Source organism: Paraburkholderia sp. BL18I3N2 (assembly GCF_003001875.1).
Lineage (GTDB): Bacteria > Pseudomonadota > Gammaproteobacteria > Burkholderiales > Burkholderiaceae > Paraburkholderia > Paraburkholderia phytofirmans.
In genome coordinates this window covers 498080-522674 of the sequence record NZ_PVNC01000004.1, presented here as the reverse complement: position 1 = coordinate 522674, position 24595 = coordinate 498080, and the positions used below count along the sequence as shown (strand labels likewise).

Annotated in this window: 27 protein-coding genes; 13 read left to right on the top strand and 14 right to left on the bottom strand. The window is 62.0% G+C overall.

Annotated features, from left to right (window positions below):
* Positions 1–219 (top strand): hypothetical protein (locus B0G75_RS41035; protein WP_219908284.1); only part of this gene is annotated, 219 nt, incomplete at its 5' end.
* A gap of 129 nt (positions 220–348) precedes the next feature.
* Here B0G75_RS41035 and B0G75_RS15530 read toward each other — a convergent pair.
* Positions 349–1464 (bottom strand): AI-2E family transporter, encoded by a 1116-nt coding sequence (locus tag B0G75_RS15530; RefSeq protein WP_181309278.1) that lies wholly within the window; start codon positions 1462–1464, stop codon positions 349–351.
* A 270-nt stretch (positions 1465–1734) separates the two neighbouring features.
* Between B0G75_RS15530 and B0G75_RS15525 the strand changes: the two genes are divergently transcribed.
* From B0G75_RS15525 to B0G75_RS15510, 4 genes are all read left to right on the top strand, one after another.
* The gene (locus tag B0G75_RS15525) at positions 1735–2949 is read left to right on the top strand and encodes a DUF2863 family protein (RefSeq protein ID WP_106306839.1); all 1215 of its coding nucleotides are present in this window, start codon (positions 1735–1737) and stop codon (positions 2947–2949) included.
* Between the two features lie 233 nt (positions 2950–3182).
* Positions 3183–4061 carry a response regulator transcription factor gene (locus B0G75_RS15520; RefSeq protein WP_106306836.1) on the top strand — a complete coding sequence of 293 codons (879 nt, stop codon included), beginning with the start codon at positions 3183–3185 and terminating at the stop codon, positions 4059–4061.
* 112 nt (positions 4062–4173) lie between these two features.
* Positions 4174–4848, top strand: coding sequence for an energy-coupling factor ABC transporter permease (locus B0G75_RS15515; protein ID WP_041758346.1), 675 nt, complete (start codon positions 4174–4176; stop codon positions 4846–4848).
* A 168-nt stretch (positions 4849–5016) separates the two neighbouring features.
* Positions 5017–5673 (top strand): BspC domain-containing protein, encoded by a 657-nt coding sequence (locus B0G75_RS15510; protein ID WP_106306833.1) that lies wholly within the window; start codon positions 5017–5019, stop codon positions 5671–5673.
* 109 nt (positions 5674–5782) lie between these two features.
* On the opposite strand, the gene B0G75_RS15505 is transcribed toward B0G75_RS15510, so the two are convergent.
* On the bottom strand, positions 5783–6937 hold the full coding sequence (locus tag B0G75_RS15505) for a M14-type cytosolic carboxypeptidase (RefSeq protein ID WP_106306830.1): 1155 nt from the start codon (positions 6935–6937) through the stop codon (positions 5783–5785).
* A gap of 33 nt (positions 6938–6970) precedes the next feature.
* Positions 6971–7753, bottom strand: a complete 783-nt coding sequence (gene yaaA / locus B0G75_RS15500; RefSeq protein WP_106306827.1) for a peroxide stress protein YaaA — start codon at positions 7751–7753, stop codon at positions 6971–6973.
* A gap of 57 nt (positions 7754–7810) precedes the next feature.
* On the opposite strand from yaaA, the gene B0G75_RS15495 reads away from it, so the two are divergent.
* Both B0G75_RS15495 and B0G75_RS15490 read left to right on the top strand, forming a co-directional pair.
* Positions 7811–8308, top strand: a complete 498-nt coding sequence (locus B0G75_RS15495) for a putative toxin-antitoxin system toxin component, PIN family (protein ID WP_106306824.1) — start codon at positions 7811–7813, stop codon at positions 8306–8308.
* Positions 8309–8450: 142 nt separating this feature from the next.
* Entirely contained in the window at positions 8451–9623 is a 1173-nt protein-coding gene (locus B0G75_RS15490) for a pyridoxal phosphate-dependent aminotransferase (RefSeq protein WP_106306820.1), read from the top strand.
* A gap of 106 nt (positions 9624–9729) precedes the next feature.
* On the opposite strand, the gene B0G75_RS15485 is transcribed toward B0G75_RS15490, so the two are convergent.
* Entirely contained in the window at positions 9730–10377 is a 648-nt protein-coding gene (locus tag B0G75_RS15485; protein WP_106306817.1) for a glutathione S-transferase family protein, read from the bottom strand.
* Between the two features lie 126 nt (positions 10378–10503).
* Between B0G75_RS15485 and B0G75_RS15480 the strand changes: the two genes are divergently transcribed.
* From B0G75_RS15480 to B0G75_RS15455, 6 genes are all read left to right on the top strand, one after another.
* Positions 10504–12069 carry a 3-hydroxyacyl-CoA dehydrogenase gene (locus B0G75_RS15480; RefSeq protein WP_106306813.1) on the top strand — a complete coding sequence of 522 codons (1566 nt, stop codon included), beginning with the start codon at positions 10504–10506 and terminating at the stop codon, positions 12067–12069.
* Positions 12066–12854, top strand: a complete 789-nt coding sequence (locus tag B0G75_RS15475) for an oxepin-CoA hydrolase, alternative type (protein WP_106306810.1) — start codon at positions 12066–12068, stop codon at positions 12852–12854. The genes B0G75_RS15480 and B0G75_RS15475 overlap by 4 nt, the downstream gene beginning before the upstream one ends.
* A gap of 11 nt (positions 12855–12865) precedes the next feature.
* Positions 12866–13582, top strand: coding sequence for a histidine phosphatase family protein (locus tag B0G75_RS15470; protein ID WP_106306912.1), 717 nt, complete (start codon positions 12866–12868; stop codon positions 13580–13582).
* A gap of 21 nt (positions 13583–13603) precedes the next feature.
* Positions 13604–14710, top strand: a complete 1107-nt coding sequence (locus tag B0G75_RS15465; RefSeq protein WP_106306807.1) for a phosphotransferase — start codon at positions 13604–13606, stop codon at positions 14708–14710.
* Positions 14711–14802: 92 nt separating this feature from the next.
* Positions 14803–16062 carry an acyl-CoA dehydrogenase family protein gene (locus B0G75_RS15460; RefSeq protein WP_106306804.1) on the top strand — a complete coding sequence of 420 codons (1260 nt, stop codon included), beginning with the start codon at positions 14803–14805 and terminating at the stop codon, positions 16060–16062.
* 153 nt (positions 16063–16215) lie between these two features.
* Positions 16216–16917 carry a glutathione binding-like protein gene (locus B0G75_RS15455; RefSeq protein WP_106306800.1) on the top strand — a complete coding sequence of 234 codons (702 nt, stop codon included), beginning with the start codon at positions 16216–16218 and terminating at the stop codon, positions 16915–16917.
* 91 nt (positions 16918–17008) lie between these two features.
* Here B0G75_RS15455 and B0G75_RS15450 read toward each other — a convergent pair whose 3' ends face one another.
* The 10 genes from B0G75_RS15450 to nuoN all read right to left on the bottom strand — a co-directional run bounded on the left by B0G75_RS15450 (position 17009) and on the right by nuoN (position 24574).
* Entirely contained in the window at positions 17009–17485 is a 477-nt protein-coding gene (locus tag B0G75_RS15450) for a MaoC family dehydratase (protein WP_106306797.1), read from the bottom strand.
* Positions 17482–17940, bottom strand: a complete 459-nt coding sequence (locus tag B0G75_RS15445) for a MaoC family dehydratase (RefSeq protein WP_106306794.1) — start codon at positions 17938–17940, stop codon at positions 17482–17484. Before B0G75_RS15445 ends, B0G75_RS15450 begins: the two co-directional genes overlap by 4 nt.
* Positions 17941–17975: 35 nt before the next feature.
* Positions 17976–19103 carry an acyl-CoA dehydrogenase family protein gene (locus B0G75_RS15440; RefSeq protein ID WP_106306791.1) on the bottom strand — a complete coding sequence of 376 codons (1128 nt, stop codon included), beginning with the start codon at positions 19101–19103 and terminating at the stop codon, positions 17976–17978.
* A 10-nt stretch (positions 19104–19113) separates the two neighbouring features.
* Entirely contained in the window at positions 19114–20310 is a 1197-nt protein-coding gene (locus B0G75_RS15435) for an acyl-CoA dehydrogenase family protein (RefSeq protein ID WP_106306788.1), read from the bottom strand.
* A 48-nt stretch (positions 20311–20358) separates the two neighbouring features.
* On the bottom strand, positions 20359–20784 hold the full coding sequence (locus B0G75_RS15430; protein WP_106306785.1) for a DUF1178 family protein: 426 nt from the start codon (positions 20782–20784) through the stop codon (positions 20359–20361).
* A 228-nt stretch (positions 20785–21012) separates the two neighbouring features.
* A complete protein-coding gene (locus tag B0G75_RS15425) occupies positions 21013–21537 on the bottom strand; it encodes an AlpA family transcriptional regulator (RefSeq protein ID WP_106306782.1) in 525 nt (174 codons plus the stop codon).
* Between the two features lie 54 nt (positions 21538–21591).
* Entirely contained in the window at positions 21592–21837 is a 246-nt protein-coding gene (locus tag B0G75_RS15420; RefSeq protein ID WP_106306779.1) for a hypothetical protein, read from the bottom strand.
* A 341-nt stretch (positions 21838–22178) separates the two neighbouring features.
* Entirely contained in the window at positions 22179–22763 is a 585-nt protein-coding gene (locus B0G75_RS15415; protein ID WP_106306776.1) for an NUDIX domain-containing protein, read from the bottom strand.
* A gap of 42 nt (positions 22764–22805) precedes the next feature.
* Positions 22806–23102, bottom strand: coding sequence for a DUF2818 family protein (locus tag B0G75_RS15410; RefSeq protein ID WP_054034952.1), 297 nt, complete (start codon positions 23100–23102; stop codon positions 22806–22808).
* A complete protein-coding gene (gene nuoN / locus B0G75_RS15405) occupies positions 23102–24574 on the bottom strand; it encodes an NADH-quinone oxidoreductase subunit NuoN (protein ID WP_106280378.1) in 1473 nt (490 codons plus the stop codon). Before nuoN ends, B0G75_RS15410 begins: the two co-directional genes overlap by 1 nt.
* Positions 24575–24595: the final 21 nt, after the last annotated feature.

Here is a 24595-nt window from a genome sequence, read left to right as displayed (position 1 = left end):
CCCCGAAGGACCCCACCGGCGCGTCGCGCATCAAGCGCCCACACTTATCGGCTGTTAATTTTTAAAGATCGATTCCGCATTCACCACCAAACCGGTACCGCGCTGTTGACATCCCAACCACCCGGCACCGCTTCGTTCTGCGTCGCTGCATCAGCAGCAGAGAAACGAGATTATGAAGAACTTTCGCTACGCCGTCAACAGGTTTTTCCAACTTCCTGAACCTGCCCGCTTCGCTGAAAGCCTTGCCACTGCTGGCTCTCCCGCCTCCCGCGCCCCGTTCTCCGAGGCACGAAAGAGCGAGATTCTAGCGACCCGCACCCCGCCTTGCAAGCGTTATCTGGAATTTATTCAAGGCACCTTTTTTACGGGGCCCGGCTCATCGACAACAAGCGCCTTCACGTCGGGCGTCAAGGCGCGCGCAGCCGGCGCGCCGATCGTCCAGTCGTGGAGCACGGTATATGCGACCGCCAGCAAAGTCGGTCCGATGAAAACCCCAAGGAAGCCGAACGCAAACGCACCGCCCAAGATACCGAGCATCACGAGGATCAGCGGCATGTCGCTATTCTTGCCGATCAGGATTGGCTTGATGACATTGTCCGACATGCCGACCGCCAGCACGCCCCACACCACCAGGAAGATCGCCCATCCCGTCGCGCCACCGTGGTACAGCCAGATTGCCGCGGGCAACCAGACGACAACAGGACCGCCCGGTATCACCGACAGGAAGAATGTCGCCAACCCCAGCAGCGCCGGCGCCGGAACCCCGGCGATCCAGCAGCCGAAACCGGCCAGGATACCTTGAACGAGCGCCGTGCCGAGAATTCCATAGACAACACCTTTCACCGTGCTGCCAGCCAGTGCCAGCAGATAATCGGCACGCTCGCCGGCAATACGCCGCATGCCCGCATTCAGCCAGGCAGCCGCTCCCTCTCCCCCTGTATAGAAGAAGAAAGCCAGCACGATGCTCAACGCCAGCAGCCCGAGACCATGCGTAACAGCAATCGCGGCCGCCAGAATCCACTTGCCGGCAGGCGCCGCGAGCGTACGCAATTGCGCGATCAGTTCCGAATTGCTACTTGTGAGCCGCTCCCAGAATGCCTCGATGTTCGAGCCCACCAGCGGAATTCGGGCAACCCACGGCGGCAAATCCGGCAAGCCGGCCTCGAAGAGCCGCTGCACCAGCGCGACGATCTCGTGCACGTGCGCCCCAAAGGCAAAGCCCGCGTAGACGAACGGTCCAAGCACCACAATCAGAATGATCAATACGATCAACGTGGCGGCCCCTTTGCGACGGCCGCCCAAGGCTGCGGTCAGCCGCCGGTACAAGCCCCACGAGCTATAACTGAGAATCGCGCCCCACAGCAGCGCGGTCGTGAAAGGCGCCAGCACCAGCAGCGACCCGCCCACCAGAATAATTAGCGCGAACACTGCGGCAAGACGTTCGATCAGTTGGTCCGATTTCACGATGAATCTCCTGTTGCACCAAACTCCGGTGTCGAGCGGACGTAAGTTTGTAGAGCGCTTTCTGAAAGGGTCAGTATAGAAGCGAGGCATGCGCCCGGGGCGTCTTATATCATCAAGCCAGGTCGCCTAGCAAAGGCCCGACGGGTCCGCTCAATAGTGCTGATTTTCCCTGTAGAAACGTCCCAATTCATCCGGCATTGCCGGCCAAACAATATGGCGGCATATAAAAGACTAGAATATAAGGTTCTGTGCACCCCAATATCCGGATTTATGCGCTCGCGAATCGCCAAACGTCTCCCCCCCGATGCCGACAAGCTTGTCGGTCTCTCGCTCGCGCTTTTCGCGTCGGGCAGCCGCACCGAGGACCGCTTCTGGGAAGCGAAGCTCGATGCGCTGCTGGCCAAAATCGTCCGCAACGCCAACCAGACTACGCTGGACGCCGCGCTCGATCATCTGCAGCAAAATCATCCCGATGCCTACGGCGCGCTCGCCGATATGGCGGAAACCCATAGTGAATCGTTCACCGTCGAACATGAAGGCGTGCCTTACGAGGCGCTGCTGATCGCCGCGCCCGTGCTCGCCTGGACGCGCTACATGATCCCGTCGGGCCCGCTCAAGGCCGACGCCGCCGACGCCCTGCGCGCGCATCTGCAGGCGCATGTGCTCGCGGCCAACACGCGGGTCGCCATGGCGCCGTTCCTGTACAGCATCGATCAACTGCCGCGCCATCATGTCGAAACCTGGCGTATCGCCCAGCAGCTCGCGCAGGCAGCGATGGCTGGCGGCAACGCCAAACTGAATTTCGGCGAGTTGCCGGAAACCTCGCCGATTCTGGCCGACCCGCGCTTCCTGCTGGCCGTGGTCGCGTCGCCGGTCGGCGAACCCACGTTCCGCTGGCAGGAAGAAGAACACGGCAACCGGATTGAACGCGGGCAATGCCTTGAACAATGGGCTACGCAAGGTGGCGCCAATCTGTCGCTGGTGTTGCCGGGCTGCGAGTTCGAGTGCCTGCTGCCAGATGCCTATTACTCGGCCTGCCGCGACGCCGACGAACGCGTGCGTCCTCACACGGTGCGCACTGCCGTGCGCTATCTGTTCGACACGATCGGCGCGGCGCCGCAGGAGTTGCGCGCCGTTGTCGCAGGCTTCGGCGAGCGCCGCATCGACGAATACCGCGTCGGCTTCACGCGCCGCGGCAGCAATGATGTGATCTACGGCGTCGTGTGGCCGCTGTACGGCCGTGAGAACGGCGAACCCGGCATCGACGAAGAGCCGCAGGAAACCGCCGCGTCGGACGATCCGCTCGAAGAAATCGTCGCGTTGCTCAAGGAAACCGGCGTGACCGAAGTGCGCCGCCATGCAGGCCGCTTCGAGCCGGAATATTGCGACGACTGCGGCGTACCGCTGTATGCCGATCCGCTCGGCGAAATCGTCCACGCCGAAATGCCGGAGGACGCGGAGCCCGCGCAACCGCACTTCCATTGACCATCTTCGCCGGCGCATTTTGCGCGTCGGAGTCGACTAAAAAAGCCTCGCCGTGCGCGGGGCTTTTTTGTGCCCGTTCAGTTTTACGTCATTCCTCTTATGCCTTTTGGACAGGCCGTCAAACTGAAGAGAATTTGTCATCATAGGCATGGCCGCGCATCACAAACGCATCCGGCTCTCACGCGCCGTGCGCACACATCGCGCCACTTCGCCCGACTCATCTGGAGACATGCATGCGATTCTCGATACTCAACTCAGACGCCGAACGACGTGACGGGCTCAAAGCACTGCTGCGGCAAATCGACCGTTTGGCGCGCTTCAACGAGGCACAAGACTGGCGTCAGGTCGAACGCACGCTGAAGCGTCAGCGGCCCGATCTGCTGCTGGTCGACTGGCAGGACTGGATGTCCATCGCGGATGTTCGCCATCTGCTCAGCCATTACCCTGATCTGCGCATTGCCGTGCTCTCCGATCAGATCTCGCCGGCCGCCGTGCGAGACCTCATGGACGAAGGCGTGCTCGGCGTCGTGCCGCGCGACACCGATCCTTGTTTGATCGTGCGCGCGTTCGAAATGGTGCTGCTGGGCGGGCACTACGTACCGCCTGGCGCACTGGCGCTCGATCCTCCGCTGCCGCCGGACATCACTATCCGGCCGTTCGACGAAAAAAGCCCCCCGCCGCGCCGCGCCAGACTGGCCAACGTACTGTCGCCCCGTCAGCAGCAGATCATGCGCTGCGTCCATATGGGGAGCACCAACAAGATGATCGCGCGCACGCTCGGCATCAGCGAAGGCACCGTCAAGATCCATCTGACCAGCATATTCCAACAGCTGGGCGCGCCGAATCGCGCGGCCGCGGTCGCGCTCTATAACGGTTGGCTGTCGAACCATCTGCAAGTGCTGCGCAATGGCGGTGACGGCCCGGTGCGCCCAATCATGGGCCAGCCCGGCGTAGTGCCGTTACGGCGTCGCGCGCGGCGGCGCTTTCAGTATCCGTTGCCGGCTAACGACACCGCCGCACTGTTGCCCATGGCGGCAGAACCAGGGGCATCGTATGGCGACACACCGTCCACCGGGCCCGCATCGGACCCGCTCGCACAAGGTCCTGCATGAACACAGCCGGCGCGCGCAACAGAATCCGGGCGAGCACTTTCCGGCAGCGTTTGCGGCTGCTGGCATGGAATCCGCTCACACCTTTTGTCGTCCAACGAGTAATATGAGACTCATGGGTTTCCTCTACACACCGCTTCCGTTCTGGGTCGCTGTCGGTGGCTGGATCGCCACTGCGATAGTGGTCGCGCTCGCGCTGTGGAAAAATCCTTTCAAACGACTTCAGGACGGCACACTGCAGCATGTCTGGCTTGCGATCATCGTCGCAGTGTCGGTGCTGTGGGCAAGTAATGCGTGGCTCGACGACGGCACGGTCATGCATCTGCTCGGCGCCACGTTAGTCGTCACGTTGTTCGACTGGGCGTTGGCGCTGATCGCCATGGCGGTGGTCACGGGTCTTGCCGCCGTAGTCTTCGATGCGCCATGGCAGGGCCTCGCACTCACGTTCCTCGTGTACGGTGCATTGCCGGTCGGCATTTCCACTTTGCTCCAGCGAATCAGCATCGCGTGGCTGCCACGCAATCTGTTTATGTTCATCCTCGGCCAGGGCTTTGTCTCGCCTGCCATCGCCGTGTCGCTCACGGCAGCCGCCGCCCTCGGCATTCATATCGCGCTCGCCGACGGTTCGATGACCGTGGTGCCCGCCGGCTACGCGTTCAGCGTGTTCCTGCTTGCCACCGGGGAATCCTGGTTCACCGGCATGTCGACGGCGTTGATCGCGGTCTACCGTCCTGCGTGGGTCACCACTTATGATGTGCGGAGATACCGACTGGGCGGACCACGCACCTGACACTCACGCGGGCCGAACGCGTACTAACGGCGATCGGCGGCTCGGCCACGTCGAGCCGCCCGTGCCCACACACTACCAACGGGACAAAATATTTGTGTCAGGATTGAACTCCACCCTCTTGCCGGGCATCTTACGTGCCTCATGTCTGATTAGCGTCTAACTACCTAGATGGATCGCACCAACGTACCGCGCCGATTGCTGCGGATGGTCGGCCGGTTGGCAACATGTGCGGCGAGTCTCTCGCTCATATGCTCTGCTCCCGCATTCGCCGATCAACTCGAACAGCACAACGATCTCGTCAACAGATTTGTCAATGACCTGCACGCGGACCCGCTCGTTGCGGACTGCGCGGCTCATGGCAACTTTGTCGCCAGCACGTCGACCGCCTTCGACCATGTCGAATTTCCACCTAGTTCGTTCGACAGCGCGCATGCGTCGGTCACGCCGTGGAACGATTCGTTCGACGAAGGCAAGCAGCGCGTCAAGGTAGACAATATTGTCACCGTCGAAGGGCTCGGCATCCGCCAGAGCGGCGGCGGCGATCCTGCCGATCTCAAGTTCCGCTGCGGCTACGTCGGCGCGCAGATGCTGGCGTTCAGCTGGAACGATCCGGTGCCGCCGGCCCGTGCGCGCAGCTCGGAACCTTCGGGGTCGCATGCATCGTCGGGCAAACATAAGAGCGCCAAAGGCAAGCATTCGGCGAGCGGCAAGACGACCAGGAAAGCCACCACCAAGTCCTCCAAACCGAGCTCGGGCAAGTCGTCGCGAACAAGCTCGAACAAAGCAACTGCCAACAAGACACCGGCGAAGAAGAAAACTCAATAGCGGCTCGCGCTTGCGGCAGCCCCGCCAGCGCGGCAGATCAACCACGCGCCCCAATGAAAACGAGGCACACACCGTGAAGTGTGTGCCTCGTTTTTATGTGCAGCGACGTTCAGGCAAATGTTTCCACGTGCCGCAAGATCGCCTGCAGCATCGCCGCGCCGAGCGCCGCGCTGCGCTCGCCGTTCCAGCCTACTCGTTCGTCGGGCAGATTGGCGTTGTCTTTGAACGGCATCTCCAAAGTCAGCGACAGGCAGCCGAATTCGTTGCCGATGTACTTCGACGCCAGCTTCAGTGCGTCCTCGCGATACTTGCTCGCAGCGTAGCCATACTTGTCCTGGAAATCAGGGCTCGCCTGCTTGAATGCTTCGATGAACGCTTTCTGCTCCTGCCCTTGCCGTTCGGTGAAACCGGGCAGCATTTCGGAGCCGGCCACGAACACATAGGGCAGCGCCTCGTCGCCGTGGATATCGAAGAACAGATCGCAACCAGTGGCATGAATCGCGTCGCGCACCGCCAGCACCTCGGGGCTGCGCGCGGCATCCGGCTCCATCCATTCGCGATTCAGATTCGCGCCGGCCGCATTCGTGCGCAGATTGCCGTGCACGCTGCCGTCCGGATTCATGTTCGGCACGATGTAAAAGACCGCGTGATCGTAGAGCTTGCGCGCGACCGGATCGCCCGCCCAATCGCCCCAACCTGCGAGCCGCTTTACGAGACCCTCGATAAACCATTCGGCCATCGTCTCGCCTGGATGCTGGCGCGCGATCAGCCAGATCTTCTTCTTGGGCGTGTCGCCAGTTTGCGGCGTGCCGAGTGTGAGCAGCGACATGGGCCGGCCTTCGACGGTCGTGCCCAACTCGGTGAGCGTGGCCTGCGGCATCTGCTGCACCGCGCCGAGAAACTCCGAGTGACGCTCTTCGCTGTACGGCTCGAAGTACGCGTAGTAAATGCGGTCGAAATCCGGCGTGTGATCGATCGTCAGCACGCGCCCGTCGTACGAGGTAGGCACGCGAAACCAGTTCACGCGGTCGTAGCTCGCCACTGCCTGATAGTCGCGCCAGCCTTCGGCAAAGGCACACGCGGCCGCATTCTCGAAAGTCATCACGCAGCGTTCGCCAGCGGCGCCCGACAAGCGGAAATAAAACCATTGCGCGAACTCGGCATGGCTGTCCGGCCGCACGCGTAAGCGGATGTTGCCTGCTTCTTCGCAGGAGAGCACTTCGATCGCACCCGCGTCGAAGTTGCTTGTAATCGATAACGTCATGATGTTCTTCCCTGCTTGTCCGCGCGGCGACGCTTATTCAGCGACGCGGCGGCGGAATACGTAAGTGGAATCGTTCGAGGCTTCGGCGTCGAACGCGTAGCCGTCGGCGTCGAAGTCCTTCAGTTGTTCAGGCCTGTCGAGGCGGTTTTCCACTGCATAGCGCGCCATCAGGCCACGCGCGCGCTTTGCATGGAAGCTGATGATCTTGTAGCGGCCGCCCTTCCAGTCTTCGAAAACGGGCGTGATGATCGGCGCTTCGAGCAGCTTCGGCTTGACCGATTTGAAATATTCGCCCGATGCGCAATTCACCAGCACGCGCGACGCGACCGTGTTCTTCTTCAATTGCGCATTCAACGCCTGCGTGATCCGCTCGCCCCAGAACGCATATAGATCCTTGCCGCGCGGATTAGCGAAACGCGTACCCATTTCGAGCCGGTAAGGCTGCAGCAGATCGAGCGGACGCAGCAAACCGTACAGGCCGGACAACACGCGCACGTGATTCTGCGCATAGTCCAGATCCGCCGACGACAGCGTCTTCGCGTTGAAGCCCTCGTACACGTCGCCGTTGAACGCCAGCACCGCCTGCTTGGCGTTGTGCGTGCCGAACTTGGGCGACCACTCCGCGTAACGCTGGCAATTGAGGTGCGCGAGCTGATCCGAAATGTCCATCAGGGAGGCGATCTGCTGCGGCGACAAACGGCGCAATCCGCCGATCAATTCGGCCGCGTCGTCGACAAAATCGGGGATCGTGTGCTTTTTGACGTGAGGCGGGGTTTCGTAGTCGAGCGATTTCGCCGGCGACAGAACGATTATCATAGAGGCTTGCAGGCACGCCGTGCCTGGCGGTCAAAGACGAAAGCCAGATTGTAACGAATGCCCGGTTCCCATGCCTCACCCGACGCTTTGCGCGTCGTCCTCGATTCCAATGTGTGGATCGACATTCTCGTGTTCGACGACCCGCACACGCGGCCGATCGTGGCCGCGCTCGAAAGCGGCGCGCTGACCGCGCTGATCGACGCGCGCTGCCTCGCCGAATTGACCTACGTGCTCGACTACCCGCAATTCGTGCATCGGAATGTGGACAAGGCCGTGGCATTGGCGGTCGTTTCACGGCTCGCGCAGCTGGTCGAACCCGAGGTGCAAGCGGAAGATGCCAAGCCCCTGCCCAAATGCAAAGACCGCGACGACCAGAAGTTCCTCGAACTAGCGCACGCCGCGCGGGCCGACTGGCTGGTCTCGAAAGACCGTGCCGTATTGAAGCTGGCCAAGCGGATCGCGCGTGACTTCGGCTTTCAGATCGCCCAGCCGGCGCCGTTCGTTGCCGCCGTCGGCATGGCCCTGAGCGCCGCCGGCGAGCCTTTAAGCGCATGACCCTCGAGCCGCATGGCCCTGGCCAGACGGCTAACGTGAACTCCGCGGCGCGCACACGGCGCCGCGATTCCCTACAATCAGGCTTCGCCCGTTTCAAACGACGCCTTCGTCTAACCCATTTGCCCACGCTCCGGACAGCGCCATGAATGCACCGCACGACACGCCATCGAGTCCGACGTTTCCGTCTCGCCTGCCGGACGTCGGCACGACGATTTTCACCGTGATGAGCGCGCTCGCCGCCGAAAAAGGCGCGGTGAACCTGGGTCAGGGCTTTCCCGATTTCAACTGCGATCCGCGGATCGTCGATGCGGTCGCGAACGCCATGCGCGACGGCCACAACCAGTACCCGCCGATGGGCGGCGTCGCGCCGCTGCGTCAGGCGATCTCGGACAAGATCGAGAGCCTGTACGGCCGCCGCTACAACGCCACCACCGAAATCACGGTGACAGCGGGCGCGACGCAAGCGTTGCTGACCGCGATTCTCTGCACAGTCCATCCGGGCGACGAGGTGATCGTGGTCGAACCGACCTACGACAGCTACTTGCCGTCCATCGAACTGGCCGGCGGCAAGCCGGTGTTCGTCACGCTCGACGCGCCCGACTACGCGATCCCGTTCGACAAGCTCGCTGCCGCGATCACACCGAAAACGCGGCTGCTGCTGATCAACACGCCGCACAATCCGACCGGCACGGTCTGGCGCGCGGAAGACATGCGCAAGCTCGAGGAGATCGTGCGCGGCACTAACGTGCTGATCCTGTCTGACGAGGTGTATGAACACATGGTCTACGACGGCGCGCCGCACGAGAGCGTGGCACGCTATCCGGAACTGGCGCAGCGCAGTTTCGTGGTGTCGAGCTTCGGCAAGACGTATCACGTGACGGGCTGGAAGGTCGGCTATGTAGCCGCGCCCGCCGCGCTCACCGCCGAGTTCCGCAAGGTGCACCAGTTCAATGTGTTCACAGTGAACACACCGATGCAGATCGGCCTCGCCGACTACATGAAAGATCCCGCTCCGTATCTCGATCTGCCGGCGTTTTATCAGAAAAAGCGCGACTTCTTCCGCGCCGGCCTCGCGAACTCACGCTTCAAGCTGCTGCCATGCACGGGCACGTACTTTCAGTGCGTCGACTATTCGGCGATCAGCGACTTGCCCGAAGCCGAATTCGCGCAATGGCTGACCGGCGAGATCGGCGTCGCCGCCATTCCGGTTTCGGCCTTCTATCACGAGGCCCATGAATCGGGCGTGGTGCGCTTCTGCTTTGCCAAGCAGGAAAGCACGCTGGCCACCGCACTCGAACGGCTGGCGCGCCTCTAGCATGTCCCGCGCGATGCTGCGAACGAACCAACGTTCCTCGCCATCGCGCGCAGCGGCCCCGGCGTGCGCGGCACGCCCCGGTCCGCCTGCTTCCGGGCAGCGCCCGTCAAGCCGGGCGCGACGCCGCGATATACGCCTTGCGGTCCTCGGTCACACGCTGCGCGGCCGGCCTCGCGTTGATCGCTTTCACATAGCTCTTCCAGTCGATCCCGGCGTCGAGCAGAAAATCACTGCCGTAGATGGTCTGCGTCGCCATGCCCACCAGCGGCAAGCTCACATAGCCGGCCGTATCCGCGACGCTGAAGCGCTCGCCCCTCAGATACGGCCCGAACTTCGCGATCCGTTTGAAGCCGGCAATGTGATGCCTGAGCAATTTCTCGACACGCCCTTTGGTCGCCTCGGTCACGGTGCCGCCAAAGAATGCCTCCTTGTAGAGATTGCGCACAGTCAGTTCGAGATGCACGTCGACGAACATGATCAGTTCACGCTCCTTGGCCGCTTCCCAAGGGTCGGCGGAAAAAATCGCCTTATCGGGAAAACGCGCCGCCAGATACTCGACAATGCATTGCGATTCGCACAGATCGCCGTCTTCAGTTTGAAGATAAGGCACTTTGCCGAGCGGCGAGTGCTCGAGCATGGCCTCGTCCTGGCTGGGTTTCACGGACACTTCCTCGAATGGAATGCCGTGTTCGAGCAGCACGAACTTCACTTTGTTGTAATAGTTAGAGAGCGCGAAACCGCACAGCTTGATCATTGGGTGTCTCCTTCCTTCGAGTTGTATGCGACCGCTCATCGACTTCACAGCAGCGGCCTTCGATCAATCATCCAGTAAATTGCACGATCGTGCTATTCTAAAATAACCATGGAGTCGAGCCTTCCAATGACCTCTCGCAATTTCAGCATCGAGACTATCGGCATTGTCGGAACCGGAGCAATGGGCCGCGGCATCGCCCAGATCGCCGCGCTGGCCGGCCTCACCGTGCGCCTGTACGACACCAACCCTGCCGCGATCGGCGCCGCGCGCGACTACCTCGCCGAGACTTTCGCCAAATTGACCGCCAAAGGCAAGCTCGAGCACGCCCGCTCGCTCGCGGCGCTCGCGAACGTGAGCGGTGCGCAGAGCATCGGCGAGTTGGCTGGCTGCGATCTGGTCGTCGAGGCGATCGTCGAGAAACTCGACGTGAAGCAGGCGCTGTTCCGCGAACTCGAGACCGTCGTGAGCGGTCACTGCGTACTGGCCTCCAACACGTCTTCGCTGTCCATTACGGCGATTGCCGCCGGCTGCAGTGACCCGTCGCGCGTGGTCGGCTATCACTTCTTCAATCCCGTGCCCTTGATGAAGGTCGTCGAAGTGATCGACGGTCTGCGCAGCGACCCCGCAGCAGGCGACGCGCTGATGGATCTCGCGCGCCGCATGGGACACACGCCGGTGCGGGCGAAAGATATGCCCGGCTTCATCGTGAATCACGCGGGCCGCGGCATGAATACCGAAGGCTTGCGCGTGGCCGGTGAAGGCGTGGCGAGCTTCGCCGACATCGACCGCATCATGCGCGAGCAGGCGGGCTTTCGCCTCGGCCCGTTCGAGTTGCTCGATCTGACGGCGCTGGACGTCTCGCATCCGGTGATGGAGTCGATCTACCACCAGTTCTACGAAGAGCCGCGCTTCACGCCGTCGCCCATCACCGGTACGAGGCTCGCGGGCGGACTGATCGGCCGCAAGACGGGCGAAGGCTTTTATCGCTACGAAGACGGCAAGCAGCAAGTGCCTGCCGAAGCGCCCGCGCCGACCGAGTTGCCGGTCAGCGTGTGGGTCAGCAAGCGTTATCCGCAAGCTCACGACGCGGTCGTGCAACTCGTCGAGAAAGCCGGCGTGAAGCTCGACGACGGCGCCGCGCCCGCGACGAATTCGCTGATCGTCGTCACGCCGTTCGGCCACGACGCGACCACGGCCGCAGTCGATGAAGCGCTCGACGCAACCCGCGTCGTCGCAATCGATGCGCTCTTCCCGCTCGTCGGCGCACAACGCCGCACGCTGATGACAACGCCCGCCACCACGCGCAGCGCGCGTGACACGACGCATGCGCTTTTCGCCGCCGACGGCGTGCCCGTCACCGTGATCCGCGACTCGACCGGCTTTGTCGCGCAACGCGTGGTGGCGACCATCGTCAACATCGGCTGCGACATCGCGCAAAAACAGATCGCCACACCCGAAGACATCGATCTCGCCGTGACACTCGGCCTCGGCTATCCGCGCGGCCCGCTAGGCCTCGGCGACGCGCTCGGCTCGACGACCATTCTCACGATCCTGCGCAACATGTTCAGTGTGCTTGGCGATCCGCGCTATCGTCCTTCGCCTTGGCTCGCGCGGCGAGCGCAACTTGGCATGTCGTTGACCCAACGCGATGCAGCCGACATCGAAACGAAGACTCAGGAGACACAACAATGAGCGCCGAACTGCTGACCTCGCGCCCTACCGAAAGCGAATCGACGCTGGTCCTTACGCTCTCGAACCCCGGCGCACGCAACGCTTTGCATCCGGACATGTACGCCGCCGGCATCGAGGCGCTGGACTCGGTGGAACGCGATGCGTCGATTCGCGCCGTCGTGATCACCGGCGCGGACAACTTCTTCTGCGCGGGCGGCAATCTGAACCGCCTGCTGGAAAACCGCGCGAAAGATCCGTCCGTGCAAGCGGAGAGCATCGATCTGCTCGGCGAATGGATTTCCGCGGTGCGTCTTTCGTCGAAGCCGGTGATCGCCGCGGTCGATGGCGCCGCCGCCGGCGCGGGATTCTCGCTCGCGCTCGCGTGCGACCTGATCGTGGCCGCGGACGAAGCCAAATTCGTCATGTCGTATGCACGCGTCGGCCTGACGCCCGACGGCGGCGGGTCATGGTTTCTTGCTCAAGCCCTGCCGCGTCAATTGGCCACTGAAGTGTTGATCGAAGGCAAACCGATCGGAGCCGCACGTCTGTATGAGCTCGGTGTCGTCAACAGACTGGCGAAGACCGGCGCCGTGCGCGACGCCGCAGTCGCCTGGGCCGACGAACTCGGCAAGATTTCGCCCAACTCGGTCGCGCGCATCAAGGGGTTGATCAGCGCAGCCGGCGCGCAGCCGCTCGCCGATCATCTCGTGGCGGAGCGCGACAGCTTTGTCGCCTCGCTGCATCATCGCGAAGGGCTGGAAGGGATTTCAGCATTCCTCGAAAAACGCGCACCGGTCTATAAATGAACGAAGGGACGATGCCTGACTATCAACTGCCCAAGCGCCGCCGCATCTTTCTGATGCGTCACGGCGATGTCACCTACTTCGACGACTCCGGCCGCGCGATCGATCCCGAAACCGTGCCGCTGAACGCTAACGGCCGCGAGCAGGCCAGCGCGGCAGGCCGCGTGTTCGCCGAACAGCAGGTCCGTTTCGACCGGGTGATTGTGAGCGGCCTGCCGCGTACCATCGAAACCGCTCGGCGTGTGTTGGCCGAGACCGGCCAGCAGATCGAATTCGAAATCGAGCCCGCCTGGGAAGAGATTCGCGGCGGCAAGCTCAGCAATATTCCGGTGCAGGATATCGAAGCCGCGTTTCTCGGCGTGTTCGACGGCATCGTGCCGGAAAGCACGCGCTTTCTCGACGGCGAGACCATCGGCGCGCTGTTCGATCGCGTCTTGCCCGCGGTCGCGGCGCTGCGCGAGGACACGTCGTGGGACACTGTGCTGCTCGTTCTGCATGGCGGCGTGAACCGGGCGATCCTGTCGCATGCGCTCACGGCCGGCGGCCGCACGTTCTTCGGCCATCTGGCGCAAGCCACCGGCTGCATCAACGCGCTCGACGTGGGCGCCGCGCCGCGCGACTGGGTCCTGCGCACGATCAACTATTCACCGCCGTCGCCGCTGCATCGCGACGTCCGCAACACCACGATGGAAATGCTCTACGCGCAATTTACCCAATACAAGCGTAGCTGAACCCCGAACTGGAGGAGACAGATGGTGCAAGCCACACAGACCGGCGAACCAGAACATCAGCCGGATTATTCTGATTTCGAAGGCACGCGCCCCGTCAGCGAGCGGCAACGCTTCAACGCCGACGCGCTCGCCGCCTGGCTGACCCAGCATGTCGATGGATTTTCCGGACCGCTCACGCTGGAGCAATTCGCCGGCGGCCAGTCCAATCCCACGTTCAAACTGCTCACGCCATCGCGTTCCTATGTGATGCGCGCCAAGCCTGGACCGGCGGCAAAACTGCTGCCGTCGGCGCACGCCGTCGAACGCGAATACCGCGTGATGCACGCGCTCGCCGACACCGACGTGCCGGTCGCGAAAATGCTCGCCCTGTGCGAGGACGAAAGCGTGATCGGCCGCGCGTTTTATGTCATGGAGTTCGTCGAAGGCCGCGTGCTGTGGGATCAATCGTTGCCCGGCATGACGCCCGCCGAACGCGCCGTCATCTACGACGAAATGAACCGCGTGATCGCGGCGCTGCACAGCGTCGACGTCGCGGCCGTGGGTCTCGCCGACTATGGCAAGCCAGGCAATTATTTCGCGCGCCAGATCGGTCGGTGGAGCAAGCAGTACATCGCATCCGAGACCGAACCGATCGACGCAATGCAGCGCCTGATCGAATGGCTGCCGCAGCATATGCCGGCCGAAACGGGCGAACGCGCATCGGTCGTGCATGGCGACTATCGGCTCGACAACCTGATCTTTCACCCCGAGGAACCACGCGTACTTGCCGTGCTCGACTGGGAGTTGTCGACGCTCGGCGATCCGCTCGCCGACTTCGCGTATCACTGCATGGCTTGGCACGTCGACCCGGCGCAATTCCGTGGCATCGCAGGCCTCGATTGGGCGACCCTCGGCATTCCGGACGAGCAACAGTACGTCGCGCGTTATTGCCAACGCACCGGCTTCAAGATTCACGGCGACTGGAATTTCTACCTGGCCTACAACATGTTTCGCATCGCCGCGATCCTGCAAGGGATCATGAAACGCGTCGTCGACGGTACAGCAGCCAGCGCTCAGGCGCTCGATGCCGGCCGCCGCGCGAAGCCGATGGCCGAGCTCGCCTGGCGCTACGCGCAGAAAGTGCGCTGACTGGCATCGCGTGCTGAATCGCGCGTCCGGTTGTGCGTTCTGCCGCGCTTTGAACAAACGTCGTCCGTTACCCGTCATCCGCGAGGTCTTATATGAATTTCGATTACACCCCGAAGGTTCAAGCGTTGCGCGAGAAACTGCTCGCATTCTTCGACGAGCACATCTATCCGAACGAGCAAGCGTTCTACGCCGAAATCGCACGCAATCGCCATAGCGGTAACGCCTGGCTGCCGACCGAACTGATCGAACAGCTCAAGCAGAAAGCGCGCGACGCCGGCTTGTGGAACCTGTTCCTGCCCGACTCCGTGCGCGGCGCCGGCCTGACGAATCTCGAATATGCGCCGTTGTGCGAGATCATGGGCCGCGTGCCCTGGGCGCCTGAAGTATTCAATTGCAACGCGCCCGACACCGGCAACATGGAAACGATCGAGCGCTACGGCAGCGACGACAACAAGCGTGCGTGGCTCGAACCGCTGCTGCAAGGTCAGATCCGTTCGGCGTTTCTGATGACGGAGCCTGAAGTGGCGTCGTCGGATGCGACCAATATCCAGACCAGCATCGTGCGCGACGGCGATTACTACGTGATCAACGGCCACAAGTGGTGGTCGTCCGGCGCGGGCGATCCGCGCTGCAAGATCTATATCGTCATGGGCAAGACCGATCCGGAAGCACCGCGCCACCAGCAGCAGTCGATGATCCTCATTCCCGCCGACGCCACCGGCATCACCGTGCATCGTCCGCTCACCGTGTTCGGTTACGACGACGCGCCGCACGGGCACATGGAAATCACGCTCGAGAATGTGCGCGTGCCGGCCGGCAACATGCTGCTCGGCGAAGGCCGCGGCTTCGAGATCGCGCAGGGCCGGCTCGGGCCGGGACGCATCCATCACTGCATGCGTCTGATCGGTCTTGCTGAACGCGCGCTCGAACTCATGTCGAAACGTTCGCTGCAACGTGTCGCGTTCGGCAAACCGGTCGCTGCGCAAGGCGTCACGCAGGAACGTATCGCCGAAGCGCGCTGCATGATCGAGCAGGCGCGTCTTCTCACGCTGAAAACGGCTTACATGATGGACACCGTCGGCAACAAGGGCGCGCGCGGCGAGATCGCGATGATCAAGGTCGTCGCGCCGAACATGGCGTGTCAGGTGATCGACTGGGCGATTCAGGCTCACGGCGGCGGCGGTGTCAGCGACGACTTTCCGCTCGCGTATGCCTATGCGTCGGCGCGAACGCTGCGTTTCGCCGACGGTCCCGACGAGGTGCACCGCAACGCGATCGCCAAGCTCGAACTCGCGCGTTATATGGATGCGGGCGCGGCGGCTCGTGTGGAGACGCCGATCACGCGGGTTTGATGCAGAGCTGAGCCGAGCCCAGAAATTCAGCCCGGCGCCGCGAGGTCGCGACTGACTCGCAGCGCCGCAAGCAGCATCGTGCGATCTATGCTCTAATTTTCGTTAACAGCGGCGCCCTTCGAGGCGCCGCTTTCACGAGACGAAGGAACTACGATGATCGATGTCTATAGCTGGGCAACCCCGAACGGCCACAAGATTCACATCATGCTCGAGGAGACGGGCCTCGCGTACAACGTACACGGTGTGAATATCGGCGCGGGCGACCAGTTCAACCCCGAGTTTCTCGCCATCAGCCCGAACAACAAGATCCCGGCAATTGTCGATTCCGAAGGCCCCAAGGGCGCAGACGGCCAGCCATTTGCCCTGTTCGAATCCGGCGCAATTCTGATTTATCTCGCCGAGAAAACCGGCAAGTTTCTCCCGACCGATCCGGCTGCGCGCTATTCAACACTGCAATGGCTGATGTTCCAGATGGGCGGTCTCGGTCCGATGCTCGGTCAAACGCACCACTTCCGCAATTACGCGCCGGAGCAGATTGAATACGCGGTCAACCGTTACACGAACGAGACGAAGCGCCTGTATGGCGTGATGGACACGCAACTCGGCAAGACGCAATATCTCGCGGGTAACGACTATACGATCGCGGACATCGCCGCCTTCCCGTGGACACGCTCGTGGCAAAACCAGGGCTTGGAACTCGACGCGTTTCCGAATGTGAAGCGCTGGCATGAAGAGATCGCCGCGCGTCCTGCGGTCGTGCGCGGTGTGGAAGTGCTGGCGTCCGCGCGTCAACCGCTCATGGACGACAAGGCGAAGGAAGTGTTGTTCGGTGCGACGCAATACGCGAAACATTGAATTCGCAGCTACGGCTGAATCTGACACTGCTTCTGTAGAAAGCGCGAGCCGGCATGAATGCCGCTCGCGCTTTTTTCTCCCTACGCCGCGGCTAGAAATAATGCCGCGTGATGAACTCCGCGACACACACCGGCCGCTCACTGCCCTGCCGCTCCAGCGTCACGTTCCACACCACTTGCACGCCGTTGTTATCGACTTCCATAACGGACTCGACCGCGAATTTAGCGCGCAACTGTGAGCCGACCGGTACCGGCGATGTAAACCTCACGCGATTCAATCCATAATTGACGCCCATGCGCTGCTCGAGCGCCACCGTCTTACCGAGTAGCGCCGGGATCAACGATAGCGTCAGGAAACCGTGCGCCACCGGAGCGCCGAACGGCGACTCGCGCCGCGCCCGCTCCGGATCGACGTGAATCCATTGATGGTCACCGGTCGCTTCGGCGAAACGATCGACGCTCGCCTGATCCACCGTCAGCCATTCACTCACGAGCGGCTCGCCGCCCACCAACGCGCCCAAAGCCGCAGCGCTGCGGAAGATTGCGGCGGGCGCCGCGTTGCCCGTCATGCCGCGGCGCCTGGGTTGCGCAGCCCGAACAGTCCCTTCGAGCGCACCGTGATCACCGTTTCGCCATGCTGATTGATGCCTTCCCACTGCGTCGACACGATGCCGCGATCCGGCTTGCTCTCCGAGATGCGCTTGTCGAGCACGGCGTTCATCATGGTGATCGTGTCACCGACACGCACCGGCTTCAACCAGCGGATATTGTCGATACCGGGTGAGCCCATCGACGTGGAACCCGCGAACGCGTTGCGCACCAGCATGCCCATCATGACCGAACAGGTATGCCAGCCACTCGCGACCAACCCGCGGAACGGCGACTCGGCGGCTGCGGCTTCATCCAGATGGAACGGCTGCGGATCGAACTTCTGTGCAAACTCGACGATCTCTTCGCGCGTGAACGTGTGCTTGCCGATTTCAGTGCTTGTGCCGACTATCAAGTCCTCGTAACTCAAACCCATCGTCGCGCCTCCTTGTATCCGATTCGAATGTCTGATCAGGCTTCGGCAGTCACGAAGCCGGGTAGCGCGGCGAACCGCGCGAGATGGTGATCGACATCGCCTAACGTGGTTTCGATGATAGCAAGCCGCTTGAACAGATGCGCCGCGGCCACTTCGTTCGTGACGCCCATGCCGCCATGCAACTGAACCGCCTGCTGGCCAACGAAACGCGCGGCCTGACCGACCCGTGCCTTCGCGGCGGAAACCGCGCGGCGACGTTCGTCCGCATCCATGCTCGTGTAGCGCATCGCGGCCAGATACGTCACCGAGCGCGCCTGCTCGGCGTGGATCAACATCTCGACCATGCGATGCTGCAAGGCCTGAAACCGCGCGATCGGCTGGCCGAACTGCTGACGCGTCTTGGTGTAATCGACGGTGGCGAGGTTCAAGGCGTCGAGCGCGCCGATTGCCTCAGCACACAAGAGCACCGTGCCGTAATCCGCGATATGTTCGAGCGCGGCCGCACCGGCGTGTTTGCCGGCAAGCCGGCGCGCGGGCGTGTTGTTGAATTCGAGTGTGGCGGCACGTTGGCCGTCGATGGTGCGGTAGTCCGTAATCTTGACGCCCGCCGCATTGCGCGCCACGACGAAGAGCGCGATCTCGCCGTTCAGCCGAGCCGGGACGATCCAGTGATCCGCTTGCGCGCCGTGCTGCACCACCGACTTCGTGCCGCTCAGTGTCTGCTGCTCGCCCTGCCCGCTCGCGCTTGTCTTGACCGCAAACAGATCGTAACGTGCATGCGGTTCGTGAAATGCCACCGCCAGTTTGATCTCGCCCTGAGCAGCGCGTTCGAGCAGCGACGCGTCTTCGCCCTGGTCGCTACCCGCGAGGCGCAATGCCTCGATGCCGACCGCAGTCGCCCAATAAGGCTCGACGACCAACGCGCGGCCGAGTTCCTGCATGACCACCAGCATGTCGATCGGGCCGCCGTTGAAACCGCCTTGCGCTTCCGGCACCGGCAACGCTGTCAGACCCAGTTCGGCAAACGCGGCCCAATGCGCGTCCGACACGCCGGTTTCCGATCGCACAACCGCCTGGCGCGCTTCGAACCCGTAGCTCTTGTCCAGATAGCGGCGCAACGCGTCGGCGAATTGCTGCTGTTCGTCGTTGAAAGTGAAGTCCATGCGCCGCTCCTCAGAGTCCGAGAATCATCTGCGCGATGATGTTCTTTTGAATTTCGTTCGAGCCGCCGTAAATCGACGTCTTGCGGAAGTTGAAGTAATACGCGGCGAGAGGCGCGGCGTCGTCGTCGCCGGCGAGGCTGTGTTCGCGTTCACCTTCGAGGAACGGAACGTCGAACGGTGCTGCAAGCGGCCCGACTGCTTCGAACATTAGCTCGGTCAGCGCTTGCTGGACTTCCGTGCCCTTGATCTTCAGCATCGACGCTTCCGGTCCCGGTCCGCGTCCGCCTGTCTCATTGGCGACGACGCGTTGCACGGTGACTTCGAGCGCCATCAACTCGATCTCGAGGCTCGCGACTTTCGCGGCGAACACCGGCTCTTGCAGCAGCGGCTTGCCGTTCTTTTTCTGATTCAGCGCAAGGCGTTTCAGAAAAACGAGTTCGCGCTTCGACTGGCCAACCCGCGCGATGCCGGTGCGCTCGTGACCGAGCAGATATTTCGCGTAAGTCCAACCGCGATTCTCTTCGCCAACCAGATTGTCGACCGGCACCTTCACGTCTTCGAAAAAGACTTCGTTGACTTCGTGGTCTTCGTCGAGCGTAATGATCGGCCGCACAGTGATGCCCGGCGTTTTCATGTCGATCAGCAGGAACGAGATGCCCTCCTGCTTTTTGGCGCCGCTGTCCGTGCGCACCAGGCAGAACATCATGTCGGCGTATTGGCCGAGCGTGGTCCAGGTTTTCTGGCCGTTGACCACGTAATGGTCGCCGACGCGCTCGGCGCGTGTGCGCAACGAGGCCAGATCCGAACCCGAGCCCGGCTCGGAATAGCCTTGGCACCACCAGTCCGTACCGTCGAGAATGCGCGGCAAGTAGTGGCGCTTCTGCGCCTCGTTGCCATACTTCATCAGCACGGGCGCCACCATGGAAACGCCGAAAGGCAGCACGGACGGCGCGCCGATGCGCGCGCACTCTTCGTCCCAGATGTGCCGCTGGGTCGCATCCCAGCCCGGGCCGCCGTATTCCTTCGGCCACGCGATTACCGACCAGCCACGCGTGCCGAGCAGTTTATGCCAGCCTGCGTAGTCTTCGCGGGCAAGACGCTTGTGATTGAGTACCTTGTCGCTCAGCTCGCGTGGCAGATTCGCTTCGAGCCAGGCGCGGATGTCTGCGCGGAACGCGTTATCAGCGGGGGAATAGTCCAGATCCATGTGTCGTGCCTCCTGGCCGCCACCACCCGCCGCCAGTGAGCCACTGCGCTATTGCAGCGGTTCCTTCAAGGCAACCGGGACCGGCAGCGGCATCACTTCGATGCCTTCTTCGACCAAGGCTTTCGCGTCTTCCGGTGTCGTGACACCGCGAATATTGCGTGCGGGCGCTTCATTGTAGTGAATGCGCCGTGCTTCCTCGGCGAAGCGGTCGCCCACGTTCTCGGTCTTTTCCAGCACCTCGCGCAAGGCGCGCATTACACGCGCCTGCATTTCCCCTGCGCCCGCTGGCGCTTTCGTTTCGGTCGCACCCGACAGGTTCAGGCGCGGGGCCGACGGCAAACGGCTCACCTCGTTCGCACCGCAGATCGGACATTCGACGAGCTTGCGGGACTGCTGCGATTCGAAGTCATCAGCCGAAGCGAACCAGCCTTCGAACCGATGGCCATGCGGACACTGTAAATCGAGGACCTTCATGTGGAATCAGGGCTTGCGTGCCAGTTTAGCGCAAAACATAAATTTGTGAACGGTCGTTCGTAAATTTTTACGGACGAAGGTACCGACGCCGGAAGTTGCTGACAATTCGAACGCGGTGGGCGATTTTAACGCTTTGCGCACACGCTTGCCGGCGGTGCTCCGGGAGGCGAACAGGCCTGCCAATCACATACGCTTGCGCCGCTTCGCACGCTGCATGCCGCACTGTGTCTACGCGACAAGACGCTCCAGTTGACGGCCAAGCCGTGGCTCGAGTTCGCGTGCCTCTTTCGCGAGGTTGATCTGCTTGACCGCTCTCGCAATGTCGAACACGTCTGCCTTGATTTCATAGCCGCCGCGCGCAGCGAGCCAGTCAAGGACGTCCGACAGATGCCACACCGACGCACTGCCCTCGTGGACCGGCGGCGGAAAGTCGATTGCGTGGCTCAGCATGAGCTTGCGCATGTTTTGCCGCGACACGCCGGCGACTTCGGCGACGTCGGTCAGGCCGACGAAATCGGGGCCGGCCTCGACAAGACGCGCGGATGGCACCACCCCTTTGACGTCCCGCAGAGCGCTGAGCAGCGCCTCGAATGCGGACGAGCCTTCGCGAGTGAAAAACAGCGCGATGCGGCCCGGCTGCCCGATACCAACGGTGGCGTCGTCGCACCCGGCTTCGCCCAGACGCTCGACGATCGCGTCAAGATCGCAGTCTTCAGCCGCGAGCCGGTATTTCAACGTGAACACATATTCCATAAGTTACTCCTGCCCTCATTCAGTCCCAAGGCTTTCGCCGAAAGAACGGATTTGCTACCGCCGCGCCGTGCAGTTGTCGACGATGCGCCGCAGATGTCTGGCGTGGTTGCCGGGATTCTTCGGCGTGCTCCAGACGCTCGATATGCAGAACTCGCCGCACCGACATTCCGCGTCTTTATCAGGACAGTACATTTTTCCCCAAGCGTGACCTTTGCCACCGCCCTGAACACGCCAGCCATTTTTCTCGGCATACGCCAACGCCGCCTCGACCTCTTTCTTAGAATGGGTTCCTCGAACCATCTAATGCCCTCCAATTTAGCGAGTGGCGATCTGGTTGTCAAGTGACAACTCGCTCGCCACCCGTAATCAAATGCGGCCGCCACAACTTCGTCATCCGAAACAAAACGAGTAGTGGCAGTCGCTCTCAAAGGTCGATACTAGAGGGACAAAGGCCGCGGGGCGAGACTGTCGAATGGCATAAGGCAAACGACACACTTTTGAGACGTCGGCCAACATGCCAGCAACTGCCCGATTTCGCACGCGTCGCAATGAGAAAAGCCCCTGCCGGTCTTAGACCAACAAGGGCTTTTCTCAGACTTCCTAAGCGGCACGCAGCGCGCGCACCCTCTTCGCTGCCAGCGCTATTCGGGCTCCGCCAACGGCCACGCACCCGACAACACCTTCTCCAGCCAGAACGTGCCGATCACTGTCTTGACATCAGTGACCTTGCCAGTGCGCACCCACTCGGACATCTCCGGCACAGTCGCCGTGAACAGTTCGAGAAATTCGCCTTCGTCAAGCTTGCGCTCGCCGGCGGTCAACCCCCGCGCGAGGTAGATATCGATGAATTCGGTGGAGTAGGAAATAATCGGGTGAATGCGCGTCAGATAAACATACTCGCGGGCGGTATAACCCGTCTCTTCCCGCAACTCGCGTATCGCGCAAGCCAGCGCGCCTTCGTTCGGATCGAGCTTGCCGGCCGGATACTCGACCATGACCTTGCCCATCGGATAGCGATACTGGCTTTCGAGCAGCACGCGGCCGTCGTCGAATAATGGAATCACCATCACGGCGCCGGAATGCTGAACATATTCGCGCGTGGCGTGCTTACCGTCCGGCAGGCGAACGGTATCGCATTTGAGCGTCAGAAACGGTCCCTGATGGATCGTTTTGCTCTCGATGCAGGTCTCTTTGAGCGCGGCGTCGTGATCGGGAAGTTCAGCCATATGCGGACCTTGGGGACAGGGTGCGCCGACGGCGAGACGCCGTCAGCGGCGTTTGACAAGATACTGGAAGGTGAAGCCAGGGAACGCAAACACCACGAACAGCGCAAACGTGATCGCGTAGAACTGCCAACCCTGTTCGAAGCGGTTACCCGCGCGCGCTTCCAGCAGAAAACCAAGCGCGCCGACCACGAAGTACAGCACGATCAATTCGGCAATCCGGATCCAGGCGCTTTTCTTCACCGCTTTCAACGGCACGGCGGCGAAGAGGCGCTGATTCAGGAACGGCAGGTTGGCGCCGACCAGCGCCAACAGCACGATAAACCAACCCGCAGCGGACATCAGAGCAGCAGCGTGTGCTGGATCGCCTGCAGGCAGGCCTTCAACAACGGATCCGGCACGATACCGAGCACCAGTACGGCCACACCGTTGAACGCGAGCAACGCACGCGTGCTGGTGTCGGCGAGAATGGGCGACTTGTCTTGCGGATCGTCGAAATACATCAGCTTGACGATACGCAGGTAGTAAAACGCGCCGAACAGCGAGGTGATCACGGCCAGCACCGTCAGCCAGGTCAAACCGGCGTTCATGGTGGCCTGCAGCACCGCGAGCTTCGCGTAGAAACCGACCGCGGGCGGAATGCCGGCGAGCGAGAACATCATGATCATCATCACGAACGCGAACACCGGGCTGCGCTGATTCAAGCCCTTGAAGTCCTCGAGCGTGTCCGCTTCGAAATCGCGGCGCGCCAGCAGCATGATGACGCCGAACGTGCCCATCGTCGTGATCAGGTAGACGATGCTGTAGTACATCGCCGAGCCGTATGCGTTAGCCGCGCCCGTGGTCTTGCTGTCGACCACGCCGGCCAGCAGACCCAGCAGCACGAAGCCCATATTCGAGATCGCCGAATACGCGAGCATGCGCTTGACGTTGCGTTGCACGATACCGGTAATGTTGCCGACGATCAGCGACAGTGCAGCAAGGATCACCAGCATTTGCTGCCATTCCACCGCCAGCGGCAGCAGGCCCATCACCAGGAAACGCAGGCCCCAGGCGAACGCGGCAACCTTCGGACCGCCGCCCACCATCAGCGTCATCGCCGTCGGTGCGCCTTGATAGACATCGGGCACCCACATGTGGAACGGCACCGCGCCCATCTTGAACGCCACGCCCGCCACGATGAAGATCACGCCGAACAGCAACACGCTCGGGTCGTAGTGGCTCGTACCGATCGCCTTGAACACTTCGTTCAGGTCGAGCGAACCGGTCGCGCCGTACAACATGGAAATGCCGTACAACAGAAAGCCGGAAGCCAGCGCGCCGAGCACGTAATACTTCATGGCCGCTTCGTTCGACGGCGCTGCGTCACGACGCAGGGCGATCGCGCCATACAGCGACAGCGACATCAGTTCCAGGCCGAGATACAGCGTCAGGAAGTTGTTGCCGGAGATCATGACAAGCTGGCCAAGCAGCGAGAACATGCCCAACAGGAAGAATTCGCCGCGGAACAGACCGCGATCTTCCAGGTAACGTCGCGAATACACGATCGACACCGCGTAGCCAAGCGTCACCACCGCTTTCATCACGTTGGCGAACGAATCCACCACGTACATGTGGCCGAAGTAGTAGCGCACTTGCGGATCGAACGCGTTCATCGCGAACCAGACGCCGGCGACCAGCGTCGAGAAGAACGCGATGAAGTACGTGGTACGGCGACCGGCCTGGCCGACGAACGTATCGTTGAGCCACGCGACGACAACGGCGAGCATCACCAGCGCGTCGGGCAACAGAGCAGTCATAGGGGCGTTTTGCATGGTCTTGAATTCCTCGCTCTG